Source organism: Flavobacterium labens, assembly GCF_048286755.1.
Classification (GTDB): domain Bacteria; phylum Bacteroidota; class Bacteroidia; order Flavobacteriales; family Flavobacteriaceae; genus Flavobacterium.
This window is the reverse complement of the sequence record NZ_JBLVPL010000005.1, coordinates 129673-151748: the sequence shown is the minus strand read 5'-3', so window position 1 is coordinate 151748 and position 22076 is coordinate 129673. Positions and strand designations below refer to the sequence as shown.

Annotated in this window: 24 protein-coding genes; 12 read left to right on the top strand and 12 right to left on the bottom strand. The window is 33.4% G+C overall.

Annotated elements, in window-relative coordinates; all coding sequences use genetic code 11:
* The first annotated feature begins 18 nt into the window (after positions 1-18).
* Positions 19-639 carry an L-threonylcarbamoyladenylate synthase gene (locus ACNQF8_RS12195; RefSeq protein ID WP_417952525.1) on the top strand — a complete coding sequence of 207 codons (621 nt, stop codon included), beginning with the start codon at positions 19-21 and terminating at the stop codon, positions 637-639.
* 105 nt (positions 640-744) lie between these two features.
* Here ACNQF8_RS12195 and ACNQF8_RS12190 read toward each other — a convergent pair whose 3' ends face one another.
* Genes ACNQF8_RS12190 through ACNQF8_RS12180 form a run of 3 tightly spaced genes read right to left on the bottom strand, consistent with a single transcriptional unit; the run spans position 745 to position 3093 of the window.
* Positions 745-1578, bottom strand: coding sequence for an OmpA/MotB family protein (locus tag ACNQF8_RS12190; protein ID WP_315211794.1), 834 nt, complete (start codon positions 1576-1578; stop codon positions 745-747).
* Positions 1579-1622: 44 nt separating this feature from the next.
* Positions 1623-2630 (bottom strand): glycosyltransferase family 2 protein, encoded by a 1008-nt coding sequence (locus ACNQF8_RS12185; protein ID WP_417952524.1) that lies wholly within the window; start codon positions 2628-2630, stop codon positions 1623-1625.
* A gap of 13 nt (positions 2631-2643) precedes the next feature.
* Entirely contained in the window at positions 2644-3093 is a 450-nt protein-coding gene (locus tag ACNQF8_RS12180) for a type I restriction enzyme HsdR N-terminal domain-containing protein (RefSeq protein ID WP_282717738.1), read from the bottom strand.
* Between the two features lie 92 nt (positions 3094-3185).
* Between ACNQF8_RS12180 and holA the strand changes: the two genes are divergently transcribed.
* The 3 genes from holA (at position 3186) to ettA (ending at position 6219) form a co-directional block, all read left to right on the top strand.
* Positions 3186-4190 carry a DNA polymerase III subunit delta gene (gene holA / locus ACNQF8_RS12175; protein WP_417953649.1) on the top strand — a complete coding sequence of 335 codons (1005 nt, stop codon included), beginning with the start codon at positions 3186-3188 and terminating at the stop codon, positions 4188-4190.
* A 76-nt stretch (positions 4191-4266) separates the two neighbouring features.
* Positions 4267-4449: a CAL67264 family membrane protein gene (locus ACNQF8_RS12170; RefSeq protein ID WP_091169561.1), complete on the top strand. Its 183-nt coding sequence runs from the start codon at positions 4267-4269 to the stop codon at positions 4447-4449.
* Between the two features lie 75 nt (positions 4450-4524).
* Positions 4525-6219, top strand: coding sequence for an energy-dependent translational throttle protein EttA (gene ettA, locus ACNQF8_RS12165; protein ID WP_113633893.1), 1695 nt, complete (start codon positions 4525-4527; stop codon positions 6217-6219).
* 64 nt (positions 6220-6283) lie between these two features.
* Here ettA and ACNQF8_RS12160 read toward each other — a convergent pair whose 3' ends face one another.
* From ACNQF8_RS12160 to ACNQF8_RS12145, 4 genes are all read right to left on the bottom strand, one after another.
* Positions 6284-6409: a hypothetical protein gene (locus ACNQF8_RS12160; protein ID WP_256371164.1), complete on the bottom strand. Its 126-nt coding sequence runs from the start codon at positions 6407-6409 to the stop codon at positions 6284-6286.
* 77 nt (positions 6410-6486) lie between these two features.
* Positions 6487-6903 (bottom strand): thiol-disulfide oxidoreductase DCC family protein, encoded by a 417-nt coding sequence (locus ACNQF8_RS12155; RefSeq protein WP_417953648.1) that lies wholly within the window; start codon positions 6901-6903, stop codon positions 6487-6489.
* Positions 6904-7022: 119 nt separating this feature from the next.
* Positions 7023-7400: a GIY-YIG nuclease family protein gene (locus tag ACNQF8_RS12150; protein WP_417952521.1), complete on the bottom strand. Its 378-nt coding sequence runs from the start codon at positions 7398-7400 to the stop codon at positions 7023-7025.
* A 63-nt stretch (positions 7401-7463) separates the two neighbouring features.
* Complete coding sequence (locus ACNQF8_RS12145; protein WP_417952520.1) at positions 7464-9629, bottom strand: endonuclease MutS2; 2166 nt, start codon at positions 9627-9629, stop codon at positions 7464-7466.
* A gap of 145 nt (positions 9630-9774) precedes the next feature.
* On the opposite strand from ACNQF8_RS12145, the gene ung reads away from it, so the two are divergent.
* Positions 9775-10446: a uracil-DNA glycosylase gene (gene ung, locus ACNQF8_RS12140; protein ID WP_417953647.1), complete on the top strand. Its 672-nt coding sequence runs from the start codon at positions 9775-9777 to the stop codon at positions 10444-10446.
* A 149-nt stretch (positions 10447-10595) separates the two neighbouring features.
* Here ung and ACNQF8_RS12135 read toward each other — a convergent pair whose 3' ends face one another.
* From ACNQF8_RS12135 to porX, 5 genes are all read right to left on the bottom strand, one after another.
* Positions 10596-10970, bottom strand: a complete 375-nt coding sequence (locus ACNQF8_RS12135; RefSeq protein ID WP_315210049.1) for a DUF4258 domain-containing protein — start codon at positions 10968-10970, stop codon at positions 10596-10598.
* Positions 10971-11006: 36 nt separating this feature from the next.
* Entirely contained in the window at positions 11007-12206 is a 1200-nt protein-coding gene (locus ACNQF8_RS12130; RefSeq protein ID WP_417953646.1) for an alanine dehydrogenase, read from the bottom strand.
* A 94-nt stretch (positions 12207-12300) separates the two neighbouring features.
* Positions 12301-12774, bottom strand: a complete 474-nt coding sequence (locus ACNQF8_RS12125; protein ID WP_417953645.1) for a GNAT family N-acetyltransferase — start codon at positions 12772-12774, stop codon at positions 12301-12303.
* 8 nt (positions 12775-12782) lie between these two features.
* Positions 12783-13190 carry a tRNA (adenosine(37)-N6)-threonylcarbamoyltransferase complex ATPase subunit type 1 TsaE gene (gene tsaE, locus ACNQF8_RS12120; protein ID WP_417952516.1) on the bottom strand — a complete coding sequence of 136 codons (408 nt, stop codon included), beginning with the start codon at positions 13188-13190 and terminating at the stop codon, positions 12783-12785.
* A 73-nt stretch (positions 13191-13263) separates the two neighbouring features.
* A complete protein-coding gene (porX, locus tag ACNQF8_RS12115) occupies positions 13264-14817 on the bottom strand; it encodes a T9SS response regulator signal transducer PorX (RefSeq protein ID WP_417953644.1) in 1554 nt (517 codons plus the stop codon).
* Between the two features lie 403 nt (positions 14818-15220).
* Here porX and ACNQF8_RS12110 point away from each other — a divergent pair, with 403 nt between their 5' ends.
* From ACNQF8_RS12110 to ACNQF8_RS12080, 7 genes are all read left to right on the top strand, one after another.
* Positions 15221-15622 carry a hypothetical protein gene (locus ACNQF8_RS12110; protein ID WP_417952514.1) on the top strand — a complete coding sequence of 134 codons (402 nt, stop codon included), beginning with the start codon at positions 15221-15223 and terminating at the stop codon, positions 15620-15622.
* A gap of 199 nt (positions 15623-15821) precedes the next feature.
* On the top strand, positions 15822-16685 hold the full coding sequence (locus ACNQF8_RS12105) for an alpha/beta hydrolase (RefSeq protein ID WP_417953643.1): 864 nt from the start codon (positions 15822-15824) through the stop codon (positions 16683-16685).
* Between the two features lie 49 nt (positions 16686-16734).
* Complete coding sequence (locus ACNQF8_RS12100; protein WP_417952512.1) at positions 16735-17283, top strand: GNAT family N-acetyltransferase; 549 nt, start codon at positions 16735-16737, stop codon at positions 17281-17283.
* Positions 17284-17464: 181 nt separating this feature from the next.
* Positions 17465-18259 carry a 3-keto-disaccharide hydrolase gene (locus ACNQF8_RS12095; RefSeq protein WP_417953642.1) on the top strand — a complete coding sequence of 265 codons (795 nt, stop codon included), beginning with the start codon at positions 17465-17467 and terminating at the stop codon, positions 18257-18259.
* 122 nt (positions 18260-18381) lie between these two features.
* Positions 18382-19611, top strand: a complete 1230-nt coding sequence (locus tag ACNQF8_RS12090) for an HD domain-containing protein (RefSeq protein WP_417953641.1) — start codon at positions 18382-18384, stop codon at positions 19609-19611.
* Between the two features lie 40 nt (positions 19612-19651).
* Positions 19652-20695 carry a UDP-3-O-(3-hydroxymyristoyl)glucosamine N-acyltransferase gene (gene lpxD / locus ACNQF8_RS12085; RefSeq protein ID WP_417953640.1) on the top strand — a complete coding sequence of 348 codons (1044 nt, stop codon included), beginning with the start codon at positions 19652-19654 and terminating at the stop codon, positions 20693-20695.
* The gene (locus tag ACNQF8_RS12080; protein WP_099716333.1) at positions 20688-22076 is read left to right on the top strand and encodes a bifunctional UDP-3-O-[3-hydroxymyristoyl] N-acetylglucosamine deacetylase/3-hydroxyacyl-ACP dehydratase; all 1389 of its coding nucleotides are present in this window, start codon (positions 20688-20690) and stop codon (positions 22074-22076) included. The genes lpxD and ACNQF8_RS12080 overlap by 8 nt, the downstream gene beginning before the upstream one ends.

Sequence of the window (22076 nt, the reverse complement as noted above, 5' to 3'; positions counted from 1 at the left end):
AACTTTAAACTAAAAAAAATGGCTCAATTTATAAAAATATACGAAGACAAACCTAATGAAGCGGCAATTGCCAAAGTAGTCAAGGTTTTAAAAGACGGTGGGTTAGTTATTTATCCAACGGATACCGTTTATGGTTTAGGTTGTGATATTACCAATACCAAAGCTTTGGAACGAATTGCAAAGATTAAAGGGATCAAGCTGGAAAAAGCTAATTTTTCCTTTATTTGTCACGATTTGAGTAATATATCTGATTATGTGAGACAAATTGACACAGCTACTTTTAAACTATTAAAAAGAGCTTTGCCAGGACCTTATACGTTTATTTTGCCTGGAAATAATAATTTACCTAAGGAATTTAAAAAGAAAACTACTGTTGGAATCAGGGTTCCAGACAATGCGATAGCATTAGAAATTGTGAAGTTGCTAGGGAATCCAATAGTTTCCACTTCAATTCACGATGAAGATGATGTGATTGAATATACGACTGATCCGGAACTCATATTTGAGAAATGGCAAAACCTTGTCGATATGGTTATTGATGGCGGTTATGGTGATAATATGGGATCAACGATTATTGATTTATCAGGAGATGAACCTATTGTGGTGAGAGAAGGAAAGGGAAGTTTGGATATTCTTTAATTTAGTCAGTATTCAGTCCCGAATAGTCGGGATTAGTGTTCTTTAAAAACCAAAAAAAAACGTCCCGATATTCGGGACGTTTTTTATTTCAAATAGAATTTGAAATTATGGTCTTTGTTTTTTCATCTCTTTTTCAATCATTTCATAAAACTGATCGATTTTAGGTAGAACAACAATACGAGTTCTTCTGTTACGAGCTCTGTTTTCAGCTGAATCATTCGCTACTAAAGGAATATATGAACTTCTTCCTGCTGCAATCAATTGTTCTGGTTTAACACCCAATTGAGTTGTTAATACACGAATGATAGAAGTAGAACGTTTCACACTTAAATCCCAGTTGTCTAATAAAATACCTGAACCATTATAAGGAACATTATCAGTATGACCTTCAACCATACATTCAAAATCTGGTTTGTCATTTACTACTTTAGCCACTTTAGCTAAAACACCTTTTGCTTTGTCAGTTACATCGTAACTTCCCGTTTTAAACAACAATTTATCAGCAATAGATATAAATACAACTCCTTTTTCAACATTTATTTCGATATCTGGATCAGAGATTCCTACAGCGCTTTTCAAACTAGTAACTACAGCAAGTGTTACGCTGTCTTTCTTAGTTAAAGCATCTTGCATTCTGCTGATTTTTAAATCTTTTTCTTTGATAGATTCTAAAGCTTTTTCAATATTTTCTGCTCCTTTTGTAGACAATATAGTCATGTCTTTAGAAGTACTTATTAATCCTTGGTTTTGTTCTTTTAAAAGAGACGCTGTAGCAGAAAGTGCTGCTTTTTCTTCTAAACAAGCATTTAATTTTACTGTTGCAGTATTTAACAAGTCTTGAGTTTCTTTATTTCTAGCTTCTAAATCAGTGTATTTCTTTTTAGAAACACATGAAGTCAATAGTGCTAATACAGATAAGGCAATTACTATTTTTTTCATAAATGGTATTAATTTAATTAAATGTTAAAGACAAAGTTACTTTTTTATATTTGTTTTGTTCTAAATAAATCGTTAAAAACAACGATTTTCTTAATAAAATAGATGTAAACGATACTTTTTGTGTGATAGTATTTTTGTTCTTGAAATTTAGTTCTTTTTTTATAATGATCTAAAAATAGTTTATAAAAAGAAAAATGCGCTTTCAATATTGCTACAAAATGATTGAATTTTCCTTTCATAAGAAATTGTATTCCGGCAATTCCATCCAGAACCATTCTGCCTAAAAGAATTGGATACAATTTATTTTCAGGAAGGTTTTTTGTCAGCATCAATAAGGAGTTTCTAAAATTCAAAAAAGTTTTCTTCGGATTTCCTTGTTGTAAAGTAGCTCCGCCTACATGATACACAACTGATTCTGAAATATATTTTATTTGATATCCTTTGTTAAAGGCGCGCCAACACAAATCAATTTCTTCTTGGTGCGCAAAAAAAACATCATCAAAACCCTTTAATTCTTTATAAACGGCGCTTCTAATAAAAAAACAAGCTCCCGTTGCCCAAAATATTTCGCAATTATCATTGTACTGTCCGTTATCTTTTTCTAAAGTGTCAAAAATACGACCACGACAATATGGATATCCGTATTGATCTATAAAACCACCGGCAGCACCAGCATATTCAAAGTATTCTTTATTTTTGAAATCCAGTATTTTAGGTTGAATTATAGCGGTTTTTGGTTCATTTTCGAACGTTTTAAGAATGGGTTGTAACCAATTCTCAGTCACTTCAATATCAGAGTTTATTAACGCATATAAATCAGCCTCAATATGCTTTAAAGCTTGGTTGTATCCGTCTGCAAATCCGAAATTAGTATCGTTTTTTACAATTTTAACTGTAGGAAAAAAAGCTTTCACATAGGAAACAGAATCATCTGTAGAAGCATTATCGGCTACATACACTGTGGCTTCCGGAGAATATTTTAGCACTGAAGGCAAAAAATTTTCTAACAATAAAATTCCATTCCAATTCAGGATGACAACAGCTATTTTCATTTAGATTATTTGATTATACAATTTTATACATTGGCAATTCAGGGAGGAATTGATATTTTTCATTTTCAAAATCCATTTGACAAAAGTAATGATTCAATCCATTGGTTACCATCAAAAATTCGGACTTCATTGTCATATTGTATCTTGCAATTTGGTCGAAAGTTGTTTGTGCAATTTTTACTTCAGGTGCTTTGCATTCAATTAAAATGAAAATAGAACCATCAGAATTGAAAACCACGACATCGTATCTTTTGCGCAAGCCATTGACTTTTAAAACTTTCTCTACATTAATCAATGATTTCGGGTATTTTTTTTCTTCCAATAAAAATTGGACTACATGCTGACGAACCCATTCTTCGGGAGTAAGAATGATAAATTTTTTCCTGATTTCATCAAAAATGGAGACTTTATTTTCGCTATTTTTGAAACGAAAATTATAAAGCTGAAAATTTAGTTTTTGCATAAAGCAAAAGTATTAAATAAGTTTAAAATTTAGGGTTTAAAAGTTTCATTCGAAGCAACAAACTTTAAACTTCAAACTTTAAACAAAAAGGAATGGACGAGGTCATAAAAATTGTAAATGATATAAAAAGCGGGAACATCAAACCAATCTATTTTTTGATGGGCGAAGAACCGTATTATATTGACAAACTTTCAGATTATATTGAAGAAAAAGTCTTATCCGAAGAAGAAAAAGGCTTCAATCAAACCGTTTTATACGGAAGAGATGTTTCTATAGAAGATATCATTTCGACTGCAAAACGTTATCCAATGATGGCGGAACGTCAAGTGGTCATCGTAAAAGAAGCTCAGGATTTAATCAGAACAATAGATAAACTGGAAAGTTACGCTGAAAACCCAATGGCAACAACAGTTTTAGTTTTTTGTTATAAATACAAAACGCTTGATAAACGTAAAAAAGTAACCAAACTGTTAGCCAAAAACGGTATCGTTTATGAAAGCAAGAAACTATATGAAAACCAGGTAGGAGAGTGGATTAAGCGCGTTTTATCCGGTAAAAAATATTCGATTGAGCCTAAAGCAAATGCCATGTTGGTAGAATTTCTTGGGACAGATTTAAGTAAAATAAACAATGAATTAGAAAAATTACAAATCATTCTTCCGGTTGGAAGCACTATAACTCCCAAACACATCGAGGAAAATATAGGTTTCAGTAAGGATTTTAATGTATTTGAATTGCGAAAAGCACTTGGCGAACGCAACCAGTTAAAAGCCTATACAATTGCTGAAAATTTTGCTCAGAATCCAAAAGACAATCCAATGGTAGTTACTACGAGTTTAGTTTTTGGTTTTTTTATCCAATTGCTGAAATACCACGGTTTGAAAGACAGAAATCCAAAAAATATATCGGCTGTATTAGGCGTAAATCCATTTTTTTTGAAAGAATATGATGTGGCTTTGAAAAACTATCCAATGAAAAAAGTAAGTCAAATTGTAGGTGCTTTAAGAGATATTGATGTAAAAAGTAAAGGAGTTGGCGCTAATGCAATGTCTCAATCTGATTTGTTACGAGAAATGCTTTATAAAATATTTAATTAAAGGACAAAAATTTCCGATATTTGCACTCCCGTTCCGACGCTTTGGAATCGGGTTATTAAAAATAAATACCACAATTATGGGAATGAATAAAAATACTATTTTAGGTTGGGCTACTTTGATAATGATTGTAATGGGTTTATTGCTTATCGCATTAGGCGCTTTTAGATATGATGATGTAGCAGGCTGGGGATTTGCAGCTGTAGGTGTTGGCTTTTTGGCTAATGCTTGGGTGTTTAGTTCGCTTAAAGGCAGACTTTAGTAGTTATTTTTAATGTAGATCTTAGACTTAAGATCAAATAGATAATATAAATATAATTTAAATTAAAAAATAGAGATGGCAGACGATAAAAAAGTGATATTCTCAATGTCAAAATTGAGTAAAACGTATCAAGGAGCAGATAAACCAGTACTTAAAAACATCTATTTGAGTTTCTTTTACGGAGCTAAGATTGGTATTTTAGGTTTAAATGGTTCTGGAAAATCTTCCTTATTAAAAATTATTGCCGGTGTTGATAAAAACTATCAAGGTGATGTCGTTTTTGCACCTGGTTATACGGTAGGTTATTTAGAACAAGAACCTATTTTAGATGATAGTAAAACGGTTATCGAAATTGTTCGAGAAGGAGTTGCTGAAACGATGGCAGTTCTTGATGAATTCAATAAAATCAATGATAGTTTTGGTTTGCCAGAAGTCTATGAAAATGCCGATAAAATGGAGCAATTGATGGATCGTCAAGCGCTTTTGCAAGATAAAATTGATGCATTGGGTGCATGGGAAATCGATACCAAACTTGAAATTGCCATGGATGCGTTGCGTACTCCAGAAGGTGACACGCCAATAAAGAATTTATCCGGTGGTGAGCGTCGTCGTGTAGCTTTATGTCGTTTGTTGTTGCAACAACCTGATGTATTGCTTTTGGATGAGCCTACGAATCACTTGGATGCCGAAAGTGTACTTTGGTTAGAACAACATTTAGCACAATATGCCGGAACTGTAATTGCAGTAACGCACGATAGATATTTCTTGGATAATGTTGCAGGTTGGATTTTGGAATTAGATAGAGGTGAAGGAATTCCTTGGAAAGGGAATTATTCTTCTTGGTTGGACCAAAAATCAAGCCGTATGGCATTAGAAGAAAAAGTAGCTTCGAAACGCAGAAAAAACTTAGAACGCGAGTTGGACTGGGTTCGTCAAGGTGCCAAAGGACGTCAAACAAAACAAAAAGCGCGTTTGCAGAACTACGATAAATTATTGAATGAAGACCAAAAACAATTGGATGAAAATCTGGAAATTTACATTCCAAATGGTCCACGTTTAGGGACGAATGTAATTGAAGCCAAAAATGTTGCTAAAGCTTTTGGAGATAAATTACTGTATGATAATTTAAATTTCACATTGCCTCAAGCAGGAATTGTTGGGATTATCGGACCAAACGGGGCTGGTAAATCAACCATTTTCAAGATGATAATGGGTGAAGAAAAGCCAGATTCAGGAGAGTTCTCAATAGGCGATACTGTAAAAATCGCTTATGTAGATCAAGCACACTCAAACATAGATCCTAATAAATCGATTTGGGAAAATTTCGCTGACGGTCAGGAATTGATTATGATGGGCGGAAAACAAGTAAATTCAAGAGCTTATTTGTCACGATTTAATTTTGGTGGCGGAGAACAAAACAAGAAAGTGTCAATGCTTTCTGGTGGAGAACGCAACCGTTTGCATCTAGCGATGACTTTGAAAGAAGAAGGAAACGTACTTTTACTGGATGAGCCTACGAATGATTTGGATATCAATACACTTCGTGCATTAGAAGAAGGTTTGGAGAGTTTTGCAGGTTGTGCGGTAGTTATTTCTCACGACAGATGGTTCTTAGACAGAATTTGTACGCACATTCTAGCTTTTGAAGGTAACTCTGAAGTGTATTGTTTTGAAGGTGGTTTCTCCGAATATGAAGAAAATAAAAAGAAACGTTTGGGTGGTGATTTAACACCAAAACGATTGAAATACAGAAAATTAATTAGAAGTTAGTTTTTCTAAATATAGATAATAGCAGCAAGAGGATGTCCATAAAGGCATCCTCTTTTTTATGCTGTTATTTTTTTCTGTCAGAATTCATCATAATGAAAACTGCTGAAATAATTCCTACGATGACTAATCCGAATACGACAACCATTATAAAAGTTCCGTTATCCCAAGAAAAAAGTGTGGTGTCTTTCATGATTCATTTATTTTAAGATTGTTCAAATATATTATTCCTGTAAAATAAAAGGTATGATAATTATCATGATTGGGTGTTTAATCTAAAAATTTGGCTTGTAGCTCCTTTGTGGGAATCAGACAAGTTTCCTTTTTTCCATACCATTTGTACCGGTTTTTAGCGATATAATCATAAATATAGTTACTGAAAGAAGTGGGTAATATTGAAAATAGTGAAGCAAAATAAAATATTCCTCCCAAATGTTTAGCAATTTCTAAGGCAGCTTCGGATTTATAGTAGTAAGCAAAACCAGGCTGATACAGAATAATACTATCTGTTTTTTGGGTGTCAATTCCCAAGTGTTTGATTATTTTTTGACCCAAATCAGATTGTAAGGCTACAAACCGGAAAACATCTTTTTTATCATGCTTAATAATCGTTTGCACCGCCGAATCACACAGATTGCAAACACCGTCAAAGAGAATTATTTTTTTTTCTTTAGGAATATTGAGCATTTTCTTGTTTTGTTATTTCATTGCGAGGAACGAAACAGTCGCATTTAGTTATTCAACTTGCTTCTTGTTAGTGCGATTGCTTCGTTCCTCGCAATTACTTATGTTCGTCTATATAAGATTCATTTCGTCATTATATCTTTAATTTCTTCAAATAAATCGTTCCAAGTTGGGTTTAAAATCCGAATTAATTCGTTTTTTGCTTCTCTTGAACCTGCTTTTATTTGCTTTTCTCTAGCTATAGCATCATCAATCCATTGAAATTGCTCATAATAAACTAATACATTCACATTATAACGAGCAGAAAATGAATTAGGATATCTTTTCTCTTTATGTTCTAAAATTCTTTGTGGAAGGTTTGAAGTTACACCTGTGTAAACTACTGTTTGGTATTTATTAGTGATAATATAAATAAATCCAGGTTTCATAGTTTTATTTGTATTTGTCATTGCGAGGAACGAAGCAATCGCATTTCGTATATCTGTTTCAATGATTAGCAAAAGTCACTCTTGTTAGTGGGCTTGCTTCGTTCCTCGCAATGACTTGCATAAATGGTATACTGTTTACTTCTTCCCGGCTTCCACGAATTCCAGCGCTTCCAGACTGACTTTTGAAGTAAATACGCCGTAGTTCACTGTTACTTTGTTTTTTTCAATAGAATCGATGGTTCCTACTGCTTTTCCATCAAACATTCGCACGCGATCACCTACTTTTAGAATTGGTTTTGGTTTTTCAATTACGACTTTCAATTTCTTCTCTTTCTTTTCTTTTCTGATCTCTTCAACCTGCACCGTAACTTCTTGAATGACTTCTTTTTTCTTTTCAATCAGCGCTTTTGTCTCTTTGGTTGTGGCTTTCTTACGCTTTGAATTTTCGATTTCAATGATTTTCAAAAATTCACCAAGTAGTTCTTTCTTGTTTTTATTGTTGAAATATTTCTCCGAAATGTCTTCAATTTTTTGGCCAATATAAATGGTTTTCTGGTTGCTGTCGTACAATTCTTGATAGCTTTCCAGTTTTTGCTTGATTTTTACATTGATATTCTCCATTTTTTTGCCTTCTTCACGCGCTTTGGTTTCTTCTTCTTTCAGCGTTTGAGAAGTTTTTTCCATCTTAGAACGTTCTTTCTGAAGGGTAGCAATGGTTTTATCGAAACGTACTTTTCCAACTTCAATTTTCTTTTTCGCCCGATTGATTAAGCTGAAAGGAATTCCGTTTTTCAAAGCTACTTCAAACGTAAAGGAACTTCCTGCTTGACCCAAAACTAATTTGTACAATGGCTCTAATGTTTTTTCATCAAAAAGCATGTTGGCATTGGTGGCAAAAGGTAGTTCGTTCGCCAGAATTTTTAGGTTTGAATAATGCGTTGTAATAATCCCGAAAGCTTCTCTATGATAGAATTCTTCTAAGAAAATTTCGGCTAAAGCACCTCCTAATTCAGGGTCTGAACCAGTACCAAACTCATCAATAAGGAACATGGTTTTTCTATTGCACTTCTTTAGAAAATAATTCATGTTCTTTAATCGATAGCTGTATGTACTTAGATGGTTTTCAATAGATTGGTTGTCTCCAATATCTGTTAGAATTCTATCAAATAAAAACGTTTCACTACGTTCGTGCACCGGAATCAACATTCCGGATTGCAGCATTAATTGCAGTAGTCCTACGGTTTTTAACGAAATGGTTTTTCCTCCTGCATTAGGACCGGAAATCACAATAATTCTATTTTCCTGACCCAATTCAATGGTTTGCGGATGCGTAATTTCGTTTTTTTGTTTGTTGTTCAAATACAGAATTGGATGGTAGGCCTCTCTAAAATAAAGGCGGCGTTCCTCTGTAATTGTTGGCAAAATTCCATTGATTTTATTTGCATATTTTGCTTTCGCAGCAATCACATCAATATCACTAAGAAAATCCTGGTATTTGATTAAAAGCGGTAAATATGGGCGAATATAATTAGTTAACTGTTTTAAAATTCGGGTTATTTCTTCTTTCTCTTCGTATTCAAGATTACTCAATTCACGGGAATATTGTAAAGTAGCTTCGGGTTCAATATAAGCAATACTTCCTGTCTTCGAACTGCCCAGAATGGATCCTTTTACTTTACGGCGATACATAGCTAAAACTGCTAAAACTCGCCTGTTTTGCACAAAACTTTCTTTAATATCATCCAAATATCCCAACGAATTGTAGTGAGTCAATGCAGTTCCAAAACTTTGATTGACTTTTCCGCGAACAGCATTCATGCTACGTCGGATGTTCAATAAATCCGGTGAGGCATTATCTTTTATTTCGCCATACTTATCGACTACTTCATCCACCATCGTAATGATTTCTTTGGTTAGTTCGACTTGGCTTGCTCTTGCGTTTATATTTGGATAATAATCCTCAAATTTTCTCAAAAAACTTAACAAGAAATTTACCGTTGAAGAAATGGTGGCAATTTTTCTAAAACTGCCCACTTCTAAGAAACTGTCTTCAATGGCCAGAAACTTTATTTCATGCGTGATAGCATCAAAACCATGATTGGGAATAGCATTGTTATTTTGGAAAGACGAAACATATTCTGAGGTTTGCATTAATGCTTGCATCAATGTTTCCTTGTCTTTAAAAGGGGTTATTTCTAATGCTTTTTGTTTTCCGATGTCAGTATTACAAATGGTCGAAATGGTTTCGAGAACAGTTGGAAATTGTAAATCTTGTAATGTTTTTTCAGTGATGGATATCATTTATCGTATAATTCTTTTCAACACAAAAATAGCTAATAGTTAAGACTATTTAACAGACTTTCACAAAGAATTAATGAATGTTTATTATCCTTTTTATGATTCAAAAAAATTTTCTCTCTGTATCTTTGCTTACAAATATTTAATTATGCATATCAATCTCAATCCCACTTGGCAATCCGTTTTATCTGATGAAATCCAGAAACCCTATTTTCAAGAATTAATGGAAACGGTTGATGAAGAATATAAAATTCATACGTGTTATCCTCCGAAAGAATTGATTTTTGCTGCGTTTAATTATTGTAGTTTCAAAGATGTAAAAGTGGTTATCATTGGTCAAGATCCGTATCATGGGAAAGGCGAAGCCAATGGTTTGTGTTTCTCTGTTAATGATGGTGTGCGAATTCCGCCTTCGTTACGCAATATTTTCAGGGAAATGAGTGAGGATTTGGAAACTATTTTCATGCCCTCTTCCGGTAATTTAGAATCTTGGGCAAAGCAGGGCGTTTTGTTGTTGAATGACTCGCTGACGGTTAGAGAAGACAATGCGAATAGTCATAAACATTTGAAATGGAATCTTTTTACCGATGCAATTATCCAAAAAATTTCGGAAGAAAAAGAGCATGTTGTTTTCTTGCTTTGGGGAAATTTCGCCCATAAAAAAGGAATCAAAATAGACCGAAACAAACATCTGGTTTTAGAATCCGGGCATCCTTCGCCAATGAGCGCCAATCAAGGAAAATGGTTTGGGAATAAACATTTTAGTAAAACGAATGCGTATTTGAAAAGTAATAATTTAGAACCTATAAAATGGTTATAGTTTTTTAAACTATTTTCAAATTATCTTTTCTGAACCATTAAGAAATTAAGTTTAATTAAGGTTTTAAAACTTAATTTTCTAAATATCTTAATGGTTTGATTTTAAAAGTACTATTTTCTAAAATTTACTTTTGTTGGTATAAAGAGCAATTATTTTTTGATAATATCCTCTAAAACGGCTTTATCAGTGTAATTAATGACTTTCAAAGTTACCTCTTGGTTTTTGATTGTTTTTCCTTCGATGATATATAGCTTTCCTTTTTTAAGTTCGATATTACTGTTGTCAAAATCTACATCACCATATTGTAATGTGTTTTTTATATCTGCAGTATCAATCCATTTTTCAGCTAAAATTTGTGATGCTTTATCCGAATAATGGAAAGGTTTGTTTCTTAAATCATTTAAGACTCTCGCATTTGGAAAATAGTTACAACGGGTATCTTTACCACTAAAAACTAACGCTACAAAAAACAATCCGATAACTAAACCTACTAGATAATACGCAAAACGATGTATAAACTTCATGAATTAAATTTTTGGCAAAGGTAGAAGAAAGTTTTCTTAAAAAACAATTAAATTAATGTCGTTATTGGGTAAATCAAACCAATCACCAATGGCACTATTTGTGAGAATTCCATGGTACATGTAAACACCATTTTTTAATCCTTTATCACAACGAATAGCACTTTCAATCCCACCATCTGCAGCAATTTGCATCAAATAAGGTGTTATGATATTGCTAATGGATAACGAAGCCGTTTTAGAATATCTGGAAGGAATATTGGGTACGCAATAATGCAACACATTGTTTTTGATAAACGTAGGTTTTTCGTGTGAAGTCACTTCTGAAGTTTCAAAACAACCGCCGGTGTCAATACTAACATCTACAATTACAGCACCGTTTTTCATGTGTTCGACCATAGTTTCCGTAACAATTACGGGACAACGTTCTTTGCCTCGCATAGCGCCAATAGCAACATCACATCGTCTTAATGCTTTCAGTAAGGATTTTGGTTGTATGGTAGAAGTAAAAATACGCTGATTCAAATTATTTTGTAAACGGCGTAATTTGGTAATGGAATTGTCAAAAACTTTGACATTAGCACCTAATCCAATAGCGGTTTTAGCGGCAAATTCCCCAACAGTTCCCGCGCCAAGAATTACAACATCAGTAGGAGGAACACCGGTAATGTTCCCGAATAATAATCCTTTTCCAAATTCATTCGTAATCATCAACTCGGCTGCAATAAGAATTGAGGCAATTCCGGCAATTTCGCTTAACGCTTTTACCGCAGGATACGTACCATCTTCATCTTTTATGTATTCAAAGGCAAGTGCGGTAATTTTCTTTTTTGTCAAAGCCTCAAAATAGACTTTCTTTCGGGTTTTCAGTTGAATGGCTGATAGCAAAATCGTTTGAGGGTTCATCATTTCAATTTCAGCAAGCGTTGCAGGCTCTACCTTCAATATCATCGGACAACTAAAAACTTTCTTGGTATCATTTGTAATTTCTGCACCGGCATCACAATATTCTTTGTCCGTATAACTGGAATTTAATCCCGCGCCAGCCTCAATCATTACCCGATGGCCATGATAGGTCAGCGAGTTCACAGCGTCTGGAGTAAGACAGATACGGCGTTCCTGATAACTGGTTTCCTTTGGAATACCTATAAAAAGTTCGCTTTTTTTTCTGGCAATCTCTAGTTTTTCTTCTTGAGGTAATAGCTGTTGTTTTGTGAATGGCGTTATAGTAATTGACATTGATGTTGTTAAATTAAGGGTACAATTTACGTAAAAACTTTTAAAAAAAGTGCACGATTTGTGGGGATAAATATAAGTTAACTTTCATTTACTATTAGCGAATGATTCTTTCCATTTTTATATCGGCTCGTTCATAAACGCCATCTTCCAACTGTACTTCTACGAAACCAAATTTTTCATACAAATGAATAGCCGACAGTAATTTTCGGTTCGAATATAAAATCAGTTTCTCCATTCCTTTTGCTTCGGCAATAGCAAGACAATGCAGCATAAGTTTTTTGCCAATTCCCAATCCTTGAACACCATCAGTAACTGCCATTTTACTGAGTTCGAAAGTCGTATTGTCAATTTTTATTAAGGATACCGTTCCAACGATTTCATCGTTATATTTTGCATAAAAAATCATTCCACCTTTGTCTATAATTTGACCTTGCGGATCCGAAAGTACGATTTCGTCTTTGGGTTCAACCTTGAAATTTTTTTTCAGCCATTCCAAGTTTAAGGTTTTTATAGGGGCTGCTAATGTTGCTGAAAAAGGGATGATTTCTACAGTATTGTCTAAACTCATAATTACTTTTAGCTTAAGGTTAAAGATCTTTTTCCATCAGTAAGCAGTGAAATAGTTATAACGGAATGTGTTTCAGGGATCAAATTAGGAATCTTCTCTGCCCATTCTATAAAGCACCAATTACCGGAATACAAATAATCATCAATTCCCATATCTAGAGCTTCTTCTTCTTTGTTTAATCGATAAAAATCAAAATGGTAAACTAGCTGATTGTCATTAGCTTCATATTCATTAACTAAAGAAAAGGTTGGGCTGCTTGTAGCGCCAATTACACCAAGCGTTTTACACAATTGTTTAATCAAAGTGGTTTTTCCAACGCCCATTTCTCCATGAAAAAGAATCACTTTTTTAGGATTATTGGCTATAATTTTTTGCGCTACTTCTTCGAGCTGGTCTATAGAAAAAATGATATTCATTCTTATAAAATTGTTTAAAGTTTAAAGTTTAAGGTTCTTGCCGTACACTGAAAACTAAGCCTGACTTCTTTTTTTATTTTGGATTAAAAACTAAAAACGGAATAATCATTTCTTCCAATGAAATTCCACCGTGTTGATACGTATTTTTGTAATAACTCACATAATGATTGTAGTTGTTGACATACGCCAAGAACAAATCATTTTTTGCAAAAATATAAGAACTACTCATATTTATTGCAGGCAAACCAATATTTTTTGGCTCTTTAACGGCATAAACATCTTTTTGTTCATACGTCAAACTGCGTCCAGTTTTGTAACGTAAATTCAAACTGGTGTTTTTGTCACCCACCACTTTCGATGGATTTTTTACATTTATCGTTCCGTGATCGGTAGTCAAAATCAATTTGAAACCCATTTTTTGGGCCTGTTGAATGATTTCCAAAAGCGGGGAATTCTTAAACCAACTTAACGTCAGCGAGCGGTACGCTTTATCATCAGAGGCCAGTTCTTTTACTACATCCATTTCTGTTTTGGCATGCGAAAGCATATCAACGAAATTGTAAACTATTGTCACAAGATCATTATCTTTTAAGGCTTTAAAACTTTCGGATAATTTTTTTCCGCCGGCAAGACTGGTGATTTTAAAATAATCTTCCTTGATATTCAAGCCCAATCGTTTCAATTGCGCCGTCAAAAATTCCGCTTCAAAAAGGTTTTTTCCGCCTTCTTCCGGGTCATTTTTCCAGTATTGAGGAAACTGTTTTTCCATTTCCAGCGGCGTTAAACCAGAGAAAATCGCGTTTCTAGCATATTGCGTCGCCGTAGGAAGAATAGAGTAGTAGGGCACCTCTTTTTCCAGTTTATAGTAATTTCCCACTACACTTTCAAAGGTTTTCCACTGGTCGTAACGCAGGTTGTCAATCACGACAAACAAAATGGGCTTATCTTTTTTCTTGAGTTCAGGAAGTACTAATTCTTTGAATAACGTGTGTGATTGAACCGGTTTATCAGCTTTTGGAGCGAACCAATCCTCATAATTGCGCTCAATGAATTTTCCAAATTGCGAATTGGCTTCTGTTTTCTGGGATTCCAAAATTTCAATCATGCTCTGATCGTCGATATTTTCCAATTCCAGTTCCCAAAAAATCAATTTCTTGTACAACTCAATCCAGTCTTCATAGGAATTCACCATCGCCATTTCCATGGTGATTTTTCTAAACTCCTTCTGGTAATCCAGCGTTGTTTTTTGCGAAATCAATCGGGAATGATCCAGATTTTTCTTCAAACTCAGCAAAATCTGGTTCGGATTCACAGGTTTGATTAAATAATCAGCAATTTTAGAACCTATGGCTTCTTCCATAATGTATTCTTCCTCGCTTTTAGTAATCATAATCATGGGAACCGCAGATTTTTTCTCTTTCATTTCTGACAGCGTTTCCAAACCGCTCATTCCGGGCATATTTTCATCCAAGAAAACAATATCAAAATTGTTTTCCTCAAAAATCCCAATGGCGTCAAGCCCATTGTTACAGGTTGTTACCTCGTAATTTTTCTTTTCTAGAAATAGTATATGTGGTTTCAAAAGGTCGATTTCATCATCAACCCAAAGTATTTTTATTTTATCCATAATTGTATCAACAAGTGTTCTAAAGAACTATTTAAAGTGCCAAATTACATTTTTTTGCAACGGCTACCTGCTAATATTATGATAATTTTTTAACATATTTACGCTACATTTTATAAAAGTACAATTCGTTTTCGGTTTGTTTTAGGTTTGTTTCTGGGCGTGTCCCATCCTCCGTAAACTCCGTCCGGGTCGGGCTGTACGCTGTATCTTTCCTTTTTAAAGAAAAAAGGAAAGGATGCCGCTTCCATCCCTCACGCACTTGCGAGAATGATTGGGGTTTAGTACTATATTTTGATGAGAAAAGTTATCAGAAACAAAACTGGATTGTATTATTTGTAATGAATTTATTATATATTTGGGATTATTGTATTTATACAAAATTAATAATCAAAATAAAATAATCATGAAAAAACTAATTTTAGTATTATTTATTATGACAACTCTAAGTTGTAAATCGCAAAAAATTGAACCTAAAGAAATAAACGATTTTGAATTAAATCATTTATTCGGAAATATGAGCACTTTCAAAACTTACACCTTAACCGATAATGTTGTCAATATAGTTATTGTTAAAAATCTGTCAGGGAGTGCAAAAAATAAAGAATCAGGAGAAGTTTCAAATAATCTGTATTTATCAAAGTGCGAGTTCGGAGAACTTCCAGTTTGTAAATTATATTTATTGGAGGATTATATCAATTTAAATATTGAAAAAGTGTATGAAGATAAGACAAACATTAAAATTGATATTACATCTGGAAATCAAAATCAACGTAAATCGAACACAATATTAATCTCAACAAATTAATACATTCAAGTATTTTTAAATAATTTATTAAAAAAGATGCTGTTTAAAAATCAATTCCGGACATTTTTTTTATACCTAATACTGATTAGGCATAACGCTCGTGACAGCAAACAAAATTAAATACAATTACAAAAAACGAACAATATAAAAGAATGCCACACACATTTGCTTTTAAAAATATTCGAAGAAAAACAAAAAGATGAAACCAATACTAATTTTAATAGTGCTCTTTTTTACTGCTGCTTCAAATTCTCAAAATAATAAGCCAAAAGAGAATAGTAAACCTTTTGTTCTGGGAAGCATCGAAGAAATACAGTCAAAAGTATTATATGAAAAAAGAATTTTAAACATTTATTTACCGGAAGGATATCAACAAAATGATACCATCACTTATCCGGTAATCTATTTACTAGATGGTTCCGCAGACGAAGATTTTATTCACGTTGTTGGGCTTTTTCAATTCAACAGCTTTTCCTGGATTAATAGAGTTCCTAAATCAATTGTTGTTGGAATCGCAAATGTGGATCGCAAAAGAGATTTTACATATCAAACCACCATCGAAGCAGATAAAAAAAGATTTACAACTGCTGGGAAATCGGCAAATTTTATTTCATTTTTAGAAAAGGAATTACAGCCGTATATTGAAAAGAAATACAAAACTAATGATTCAAAAACCATTATTGGACAATCATTAGGCGGACTTTTGGCTACCGAAATTTTACTTCAAAAACCCAATTTATTCAATAAATACATCATCATAAGTCCCAGTTTGTGGTGGGATAATGGCTCCTTGTTGCGTCAAAATTCAGTTATTTATCAAGAAAACTTTAATAAAAAAATTGATATTTACTTAGGAGTTGGAAAAGAAGGACTTGCACCAAGTGAGATTCCGCATGTTATGGAAGTAGATGCAAATCTCTTAACAGAAAAATTAAAAAGTTCAAAGTCTAAAACAATACAAGTCAATTTTGACTATTTGCCACTGGAAGACCACGCCACGATTACGCATCAAGCTATTTTTAACGCTTTGAGAATTTTGTATCCGATGACAACCGAAAAGTAAAAGGCACTTTTATAATTGGACTGACTGTAGTAATTTTAAAAAACAAAAAATGAACACCATAATTCTCAAAACAGAACGATTGATTATAAGACCAATAACACTATTGGATTTGGTTTATATTCATGAATTGCATTCTTTGAAAGAAACAGATGAATTCAATACGTTAGGAATTCCGGAAAATAGTGAAGAAACAAAACTACTTTTAGAAAAGTGGATTTTTGAAAATGACAAAGAACTTAAAACCCATTTTACTTTTGCGGTCGAATTCAGTACCAGAAACCAAACTATAGGATTAATTGGAATCAATTTGGGGAAAGTGAAATATAAAAATGCTGAAGTTTGGTTTAAATTCCACAAAGACCATTGGAACAAAGGCTACGCTACAGAATCTTTAAAAGAAATTCTCCGTTTTGGTTTCAATGAACTGAATCTGCATCGGATTGAAGCGGGTTGTGCTGTTGGGAATGTTGGTTCCATACATGTTTTAGAAAAAACCGGAATGAAAAGAGAAGCTCACACCCGAAAATTATTGCCTTTATCATCCGGCTGGTCCGATAATTACGGCTATGCTATTTTAGCAACTGATACATATCAATAGAAAAATACATTTCATTTTTAAAATTGATTAAGCAATTTATTTGGGATGATTTGGTGTGGAATCTAAAGTTTAACCATCAATTAGTTATATTTAAATTAAAAGTTAGTTTGTGAAAAAAAAATGCTTAATATTGAAAAGAGAACAATTACCCTATATTTTATTAAACCAAATGAATGTAACTATGAAATCTAAAAACTTCAAGAACTCTTTTTTAATGATTGCCTTGTTTTCTGCAACAGCAGCTATGGCACAACACAAATATGTAAATACTCCACCAGAAGTTTCCCCAATGCCGATGAAACCCGAAATGACTGAGATTTGGGAACCTGAGGTAAAAGTAATTACACCTGCAAAAAACCTTGGAAATGCACCTTCGGATGCGATAATCTTATTTGATGGTAAAAACTTAGATCAATGGGTAAGTCAAAAAGATGCAAGCAAACCTGCAGGATGGAAAATTGTTGACAAAGATTATATGGAAGTTGTTCCGGGTTCTGGAGCCATTCAGACCAAAATGGCTTTTGGTGATTGCCAATTGCACCTAGAATGGAGCGCACCAGACGTTGTTTTAGATGGAGGACAGGCAAGAGGAAACAGTGGTGTATTTTTCCAAAATAGGTATGAATTGCAAATATTGGATTCCTACAATAACAGAACATACAGCAATGGACAGGCAGGAAGTATTTATAAAGATCATCCGCCGTTAGTAAACGCTGTAAAAACTCCATTAGAGTGGAATGCTTATGATGTAATTTATACGGAACCTAGATTCAAAGCAGATGGTAGAATTGATGCTCCGGCTAGAATAACCGTATTTTTGAATGGGGTTTTGGTACAAAATAACGCGACTATCAACGGATTGACACTGTACATAGGTTTACATAATTATCCATCATCTCATGGCGATGATGTTATTTCGCTTCAAGATCATGATTCTAAAAATCAATTCAGAAATATTTGGATTAGAAAACTTTAAAAAAGTAAACCAACGGAGCGCAACAAACGCTCCGTTTTTTTTGGCTCTAAATCAGAATAAGGAACGTCTCTGTTTTAAAATCTAATTTACTTATATTTGTTGACCTTAAAAACAAACTTATAGTGAGTCAAATCAATAAGCTGAAAATATTCAATGATCCCATTTATGGGTTTATTACCATTCCAAATGCCTTAATCTACGATTTAGTTCAGCATCCCTATTTTCAAAGATTACGTCGAATTTCCCAAATGGGATTGTCGTATTTAGTATATCCTGGTGCCAATCACACCCGTTTTCATCATGCTTTAGGTTGTATGCATTTAATGCAAAAAGCAGTCGATGTATTGCGTTTCAAAGGAGTTTCAATTTCTCCCGAAGAAGAAAATGCGTTGTATATTGCTATTATATTACACGATATTGGGCACGGACCGTTTTCGCATGCTATGGAAAAAAGCATTGTTGAAGATGTGCATCATGAAGAGATATCGCTTTTATTCATGAACCAATTGAATGTGGAATTTAACGGTCAGTTAAGTTTGGCAATTCAGGTTTTTAAAGGAAAATACAACAGGAAATTCATGTTGCAGTTGATTTCGAGTCAGTTGGATATGGATCGAATGGATTATTTGAAACGCGATAGCTTTTATTCTGGAGTGGCAGAAGGAAATGTCAACTCGGAACGACTGATTCAAATGATGAACGTGGTGGACGATTATTTGGTAATTGAAGAAAAAGGAATTTATTCTGTCGAGAAGTTTTTGATGTCCAGACGCTTGATGTATTGGCAGGCGTATTTGCACAAAACGAGTTTAGTGGCAGAGTTAATTTTGATGAAAATCTTAAAACGCGCCAAAGAATTAACGTTAAAAGGTGTGCAATTGCCTTGTAGTGAGCCGTTATTGTTTTTCATGCAAAATAAAGTTACGATTGACACTTTTGATGCTGAAACCTTAGATTTATTTGCTCAATTAGATGATTTTGATATTATTGGAGCTTTAAAAGCTTGGCAAAAACAGGATGATTTTATACTGTCGTCTTTGAGTAAAATGATAGTAAACCGAGATTTATTAAAAATAAAATTAACTAGTGAAAAAGTAGCGATTGAAGAATTACAGCCGCTAAAAGAGCGTTTTGCATTGGAAAACAATATTTCATTATTAGAAACTAATTATTTTATTTTTAAAGGGAAAATAAAAAACCAAGCGTATAGCAAAGAAGCAGAACCGATACGTATTTTGAAAAAAGACAGCACAATTGAGGACGTCATAGAATCTTCTGACCAGCTGAATTTAAAATCGTTATCTAAATTAGTGACTAAGTATTATATCTGTTTCCCAAAACAACTGCTATAAAAAGGTTATTTAAAATCTATTTTTTTATATTTTTGTCGCGATGAAATTTACAGCAGAACAAATAGCAGGGATTTTAGAAGGAGAAGTTGTTGGTAATCCCATGGCGGAAGTTTTTAGATTGTCAAAAATCGAAGAAGGTACGGAGGGTTCACTTACTTTTTTATCAAATCCTAAATATCTTAATTATATATATTCTACAAAAGCCTCAGTGACAATTGTTAACGAGACTTTTGTTTCAGAATCCCCTTTAACTACTACATTAATAAAAGTACAAGATGCGTATGCCGCATTTTCTAAATTATTAGAGTTTTATAATCAGGTGAAGTTGAATAAAACTGGAATAGAACAACCTTCTTTCCTTTCAGAAAGTGTAAAATACGGAGATAATTTATATCTTGGTAGTTTTAGTTATGTGGGACAGAATGTAGTTTTAGGTGAAAATGTAAAAATATATCCGAATTGCTTTGTTGGCGATAATGTGGTAATAGGCGATAATGTAATATTGTTCGCTGGCGCAAAAATATATTCGGAGACCGTAATTGGAAATAATTGCACGATACATTCCGGAGCTATTATTGGTGCTGATGGTTTTGGTTTTGCACCAAATCCAGATGGAACGTACACTAAAATTCCACAAATAGGAAATGTAATTATTGAAGATAATGTTGATATAGGTTCTTGTACCACAATAGACAGAGCTACAATGGGATCTACAATTATTAGAAAAGGAGTGAAGCTTGACAATCAAATTCAGATTGCCCATAACGTTGAAATTGGTGAGAATACCGTAATTGCAGCTCAAACAGGAGTTGCAGGTTCTACAAAAATTGGAAAAAGCGGTATGATTGGCGGACAAGTTGGAATCTCTGGACATTTAACCATTGGTAATAATGTTCGAATCCAAGCGCAGTCTGGTGTGGGACGAAATATAAAAGATGATGAAATCTTGCAAGGAAGCCCTACATTTGGATACAATGATTTTAGTAAATCATATGTTCATTTCAAGAATTTGCCAAAGATTGTTGCAGAAATAGAAGAATTAAAAAAACAAATATTAAACCAAAAAAATGGAAACAATGGTTAAACAGAAGACCATCAAAACAGAAATTTCGCTAACTGGAGTTGGATTACACACAGGAAAAGAAGTAAAAATGACTTTTAAACCTGCTCCAGTCAATAATGGTTTTACTTTTGTTCGAGTAGATCTTGAGGGACAACCTATTATTGAAGCAGATGCAAATTATGTTGTAAATACGCAAAGAGGAACTAATTTAGAAAAATTAGGAGTAAAAATTCAAACACCTGAGCATGTTTTAGCAGCACTGATTGGTTGTGATTTAGATAATGTAATTATAGAACTAAATGCTTCTGAACTTCCTATTATGGATGGTTCTTCAAAATATTTTGTTGAAGCACTTGAAAAAGCAGAAATTGAGGAACAGAACGCTAAAAGAAATGTATATGTAGTAAAAGAAGTTATTTCTTTTACAGACGAAGCTTCTGGTAGTGAGATATTGGTAATGCCAAACGATCATTATTCTGTTACTGCAATGGTAGATTTTGGTACTAAAATACTTGGTACTCAAAACGCTACAATGAAAAGCATTTCAGATTTTAAAACGGAGATATCTGAGTCAAGAACTTTCAGCTTTTTACATGAATTAGAATCATTGTTAGAAAATGGTTTGATAAAAGGCGGTGATTTAAATAATGCTATAGTTTATGTCGATAAAGAAATTTCTGCGGCAACGATGGAGAATTTAAAAGTTGCTTTTGGAAAAGACGAAATTACGGTTAAACCAAACGGTATTTTAGACAACCTTACTTTGCATTATCCAAATGAAGCTGCAAGACACAAATTACTTGATGTAGTAGGTGATTTGGCTTTGATTGGAACAAGAATTCAAGGAAAAGTAATTGCTAATAAACCAGGGCATTTTGTAAATACACAGTTTGCTAAAAAAATGGCAAAAATCATAAAAATAGAACAAAGAAATTATGTTCCTGTTTATGATTTACATCAAGAACCTTTAATGGACATTCATAAAATTATGGCTGTTCTTCCTCATAGACCACCGTTTTTATTGATTGACAGAATCATTGAAATGTCTGAAACTCATGTAGTAGGTATGAAAAATGTTACAATGAATGAGAATTTCTTTGTAGGACATTTTCCTGAAGCTCCGGTTATGCCGGGTGTTTTAATTGTTGAAGCAATGGCGCAAACAGGTGGAATACTAGTATTGAGTACGGTTCCGGATCCTGAAAATTATTTGACTTATTTTATGAAAATAGATAATGTTAAATTCAAACATAAAGTATTACCTGGTGATACCTTGATTTTTAAGTGTGATTTAATTACGCCTATCAGAAGAGGAATTTGTCACATGCAAGCAAACGCTTACGCAAATGGAAAACTGGTTGCTGAAGCAGAATTAATGGCACAAATTGCTAAGAAACAGTAA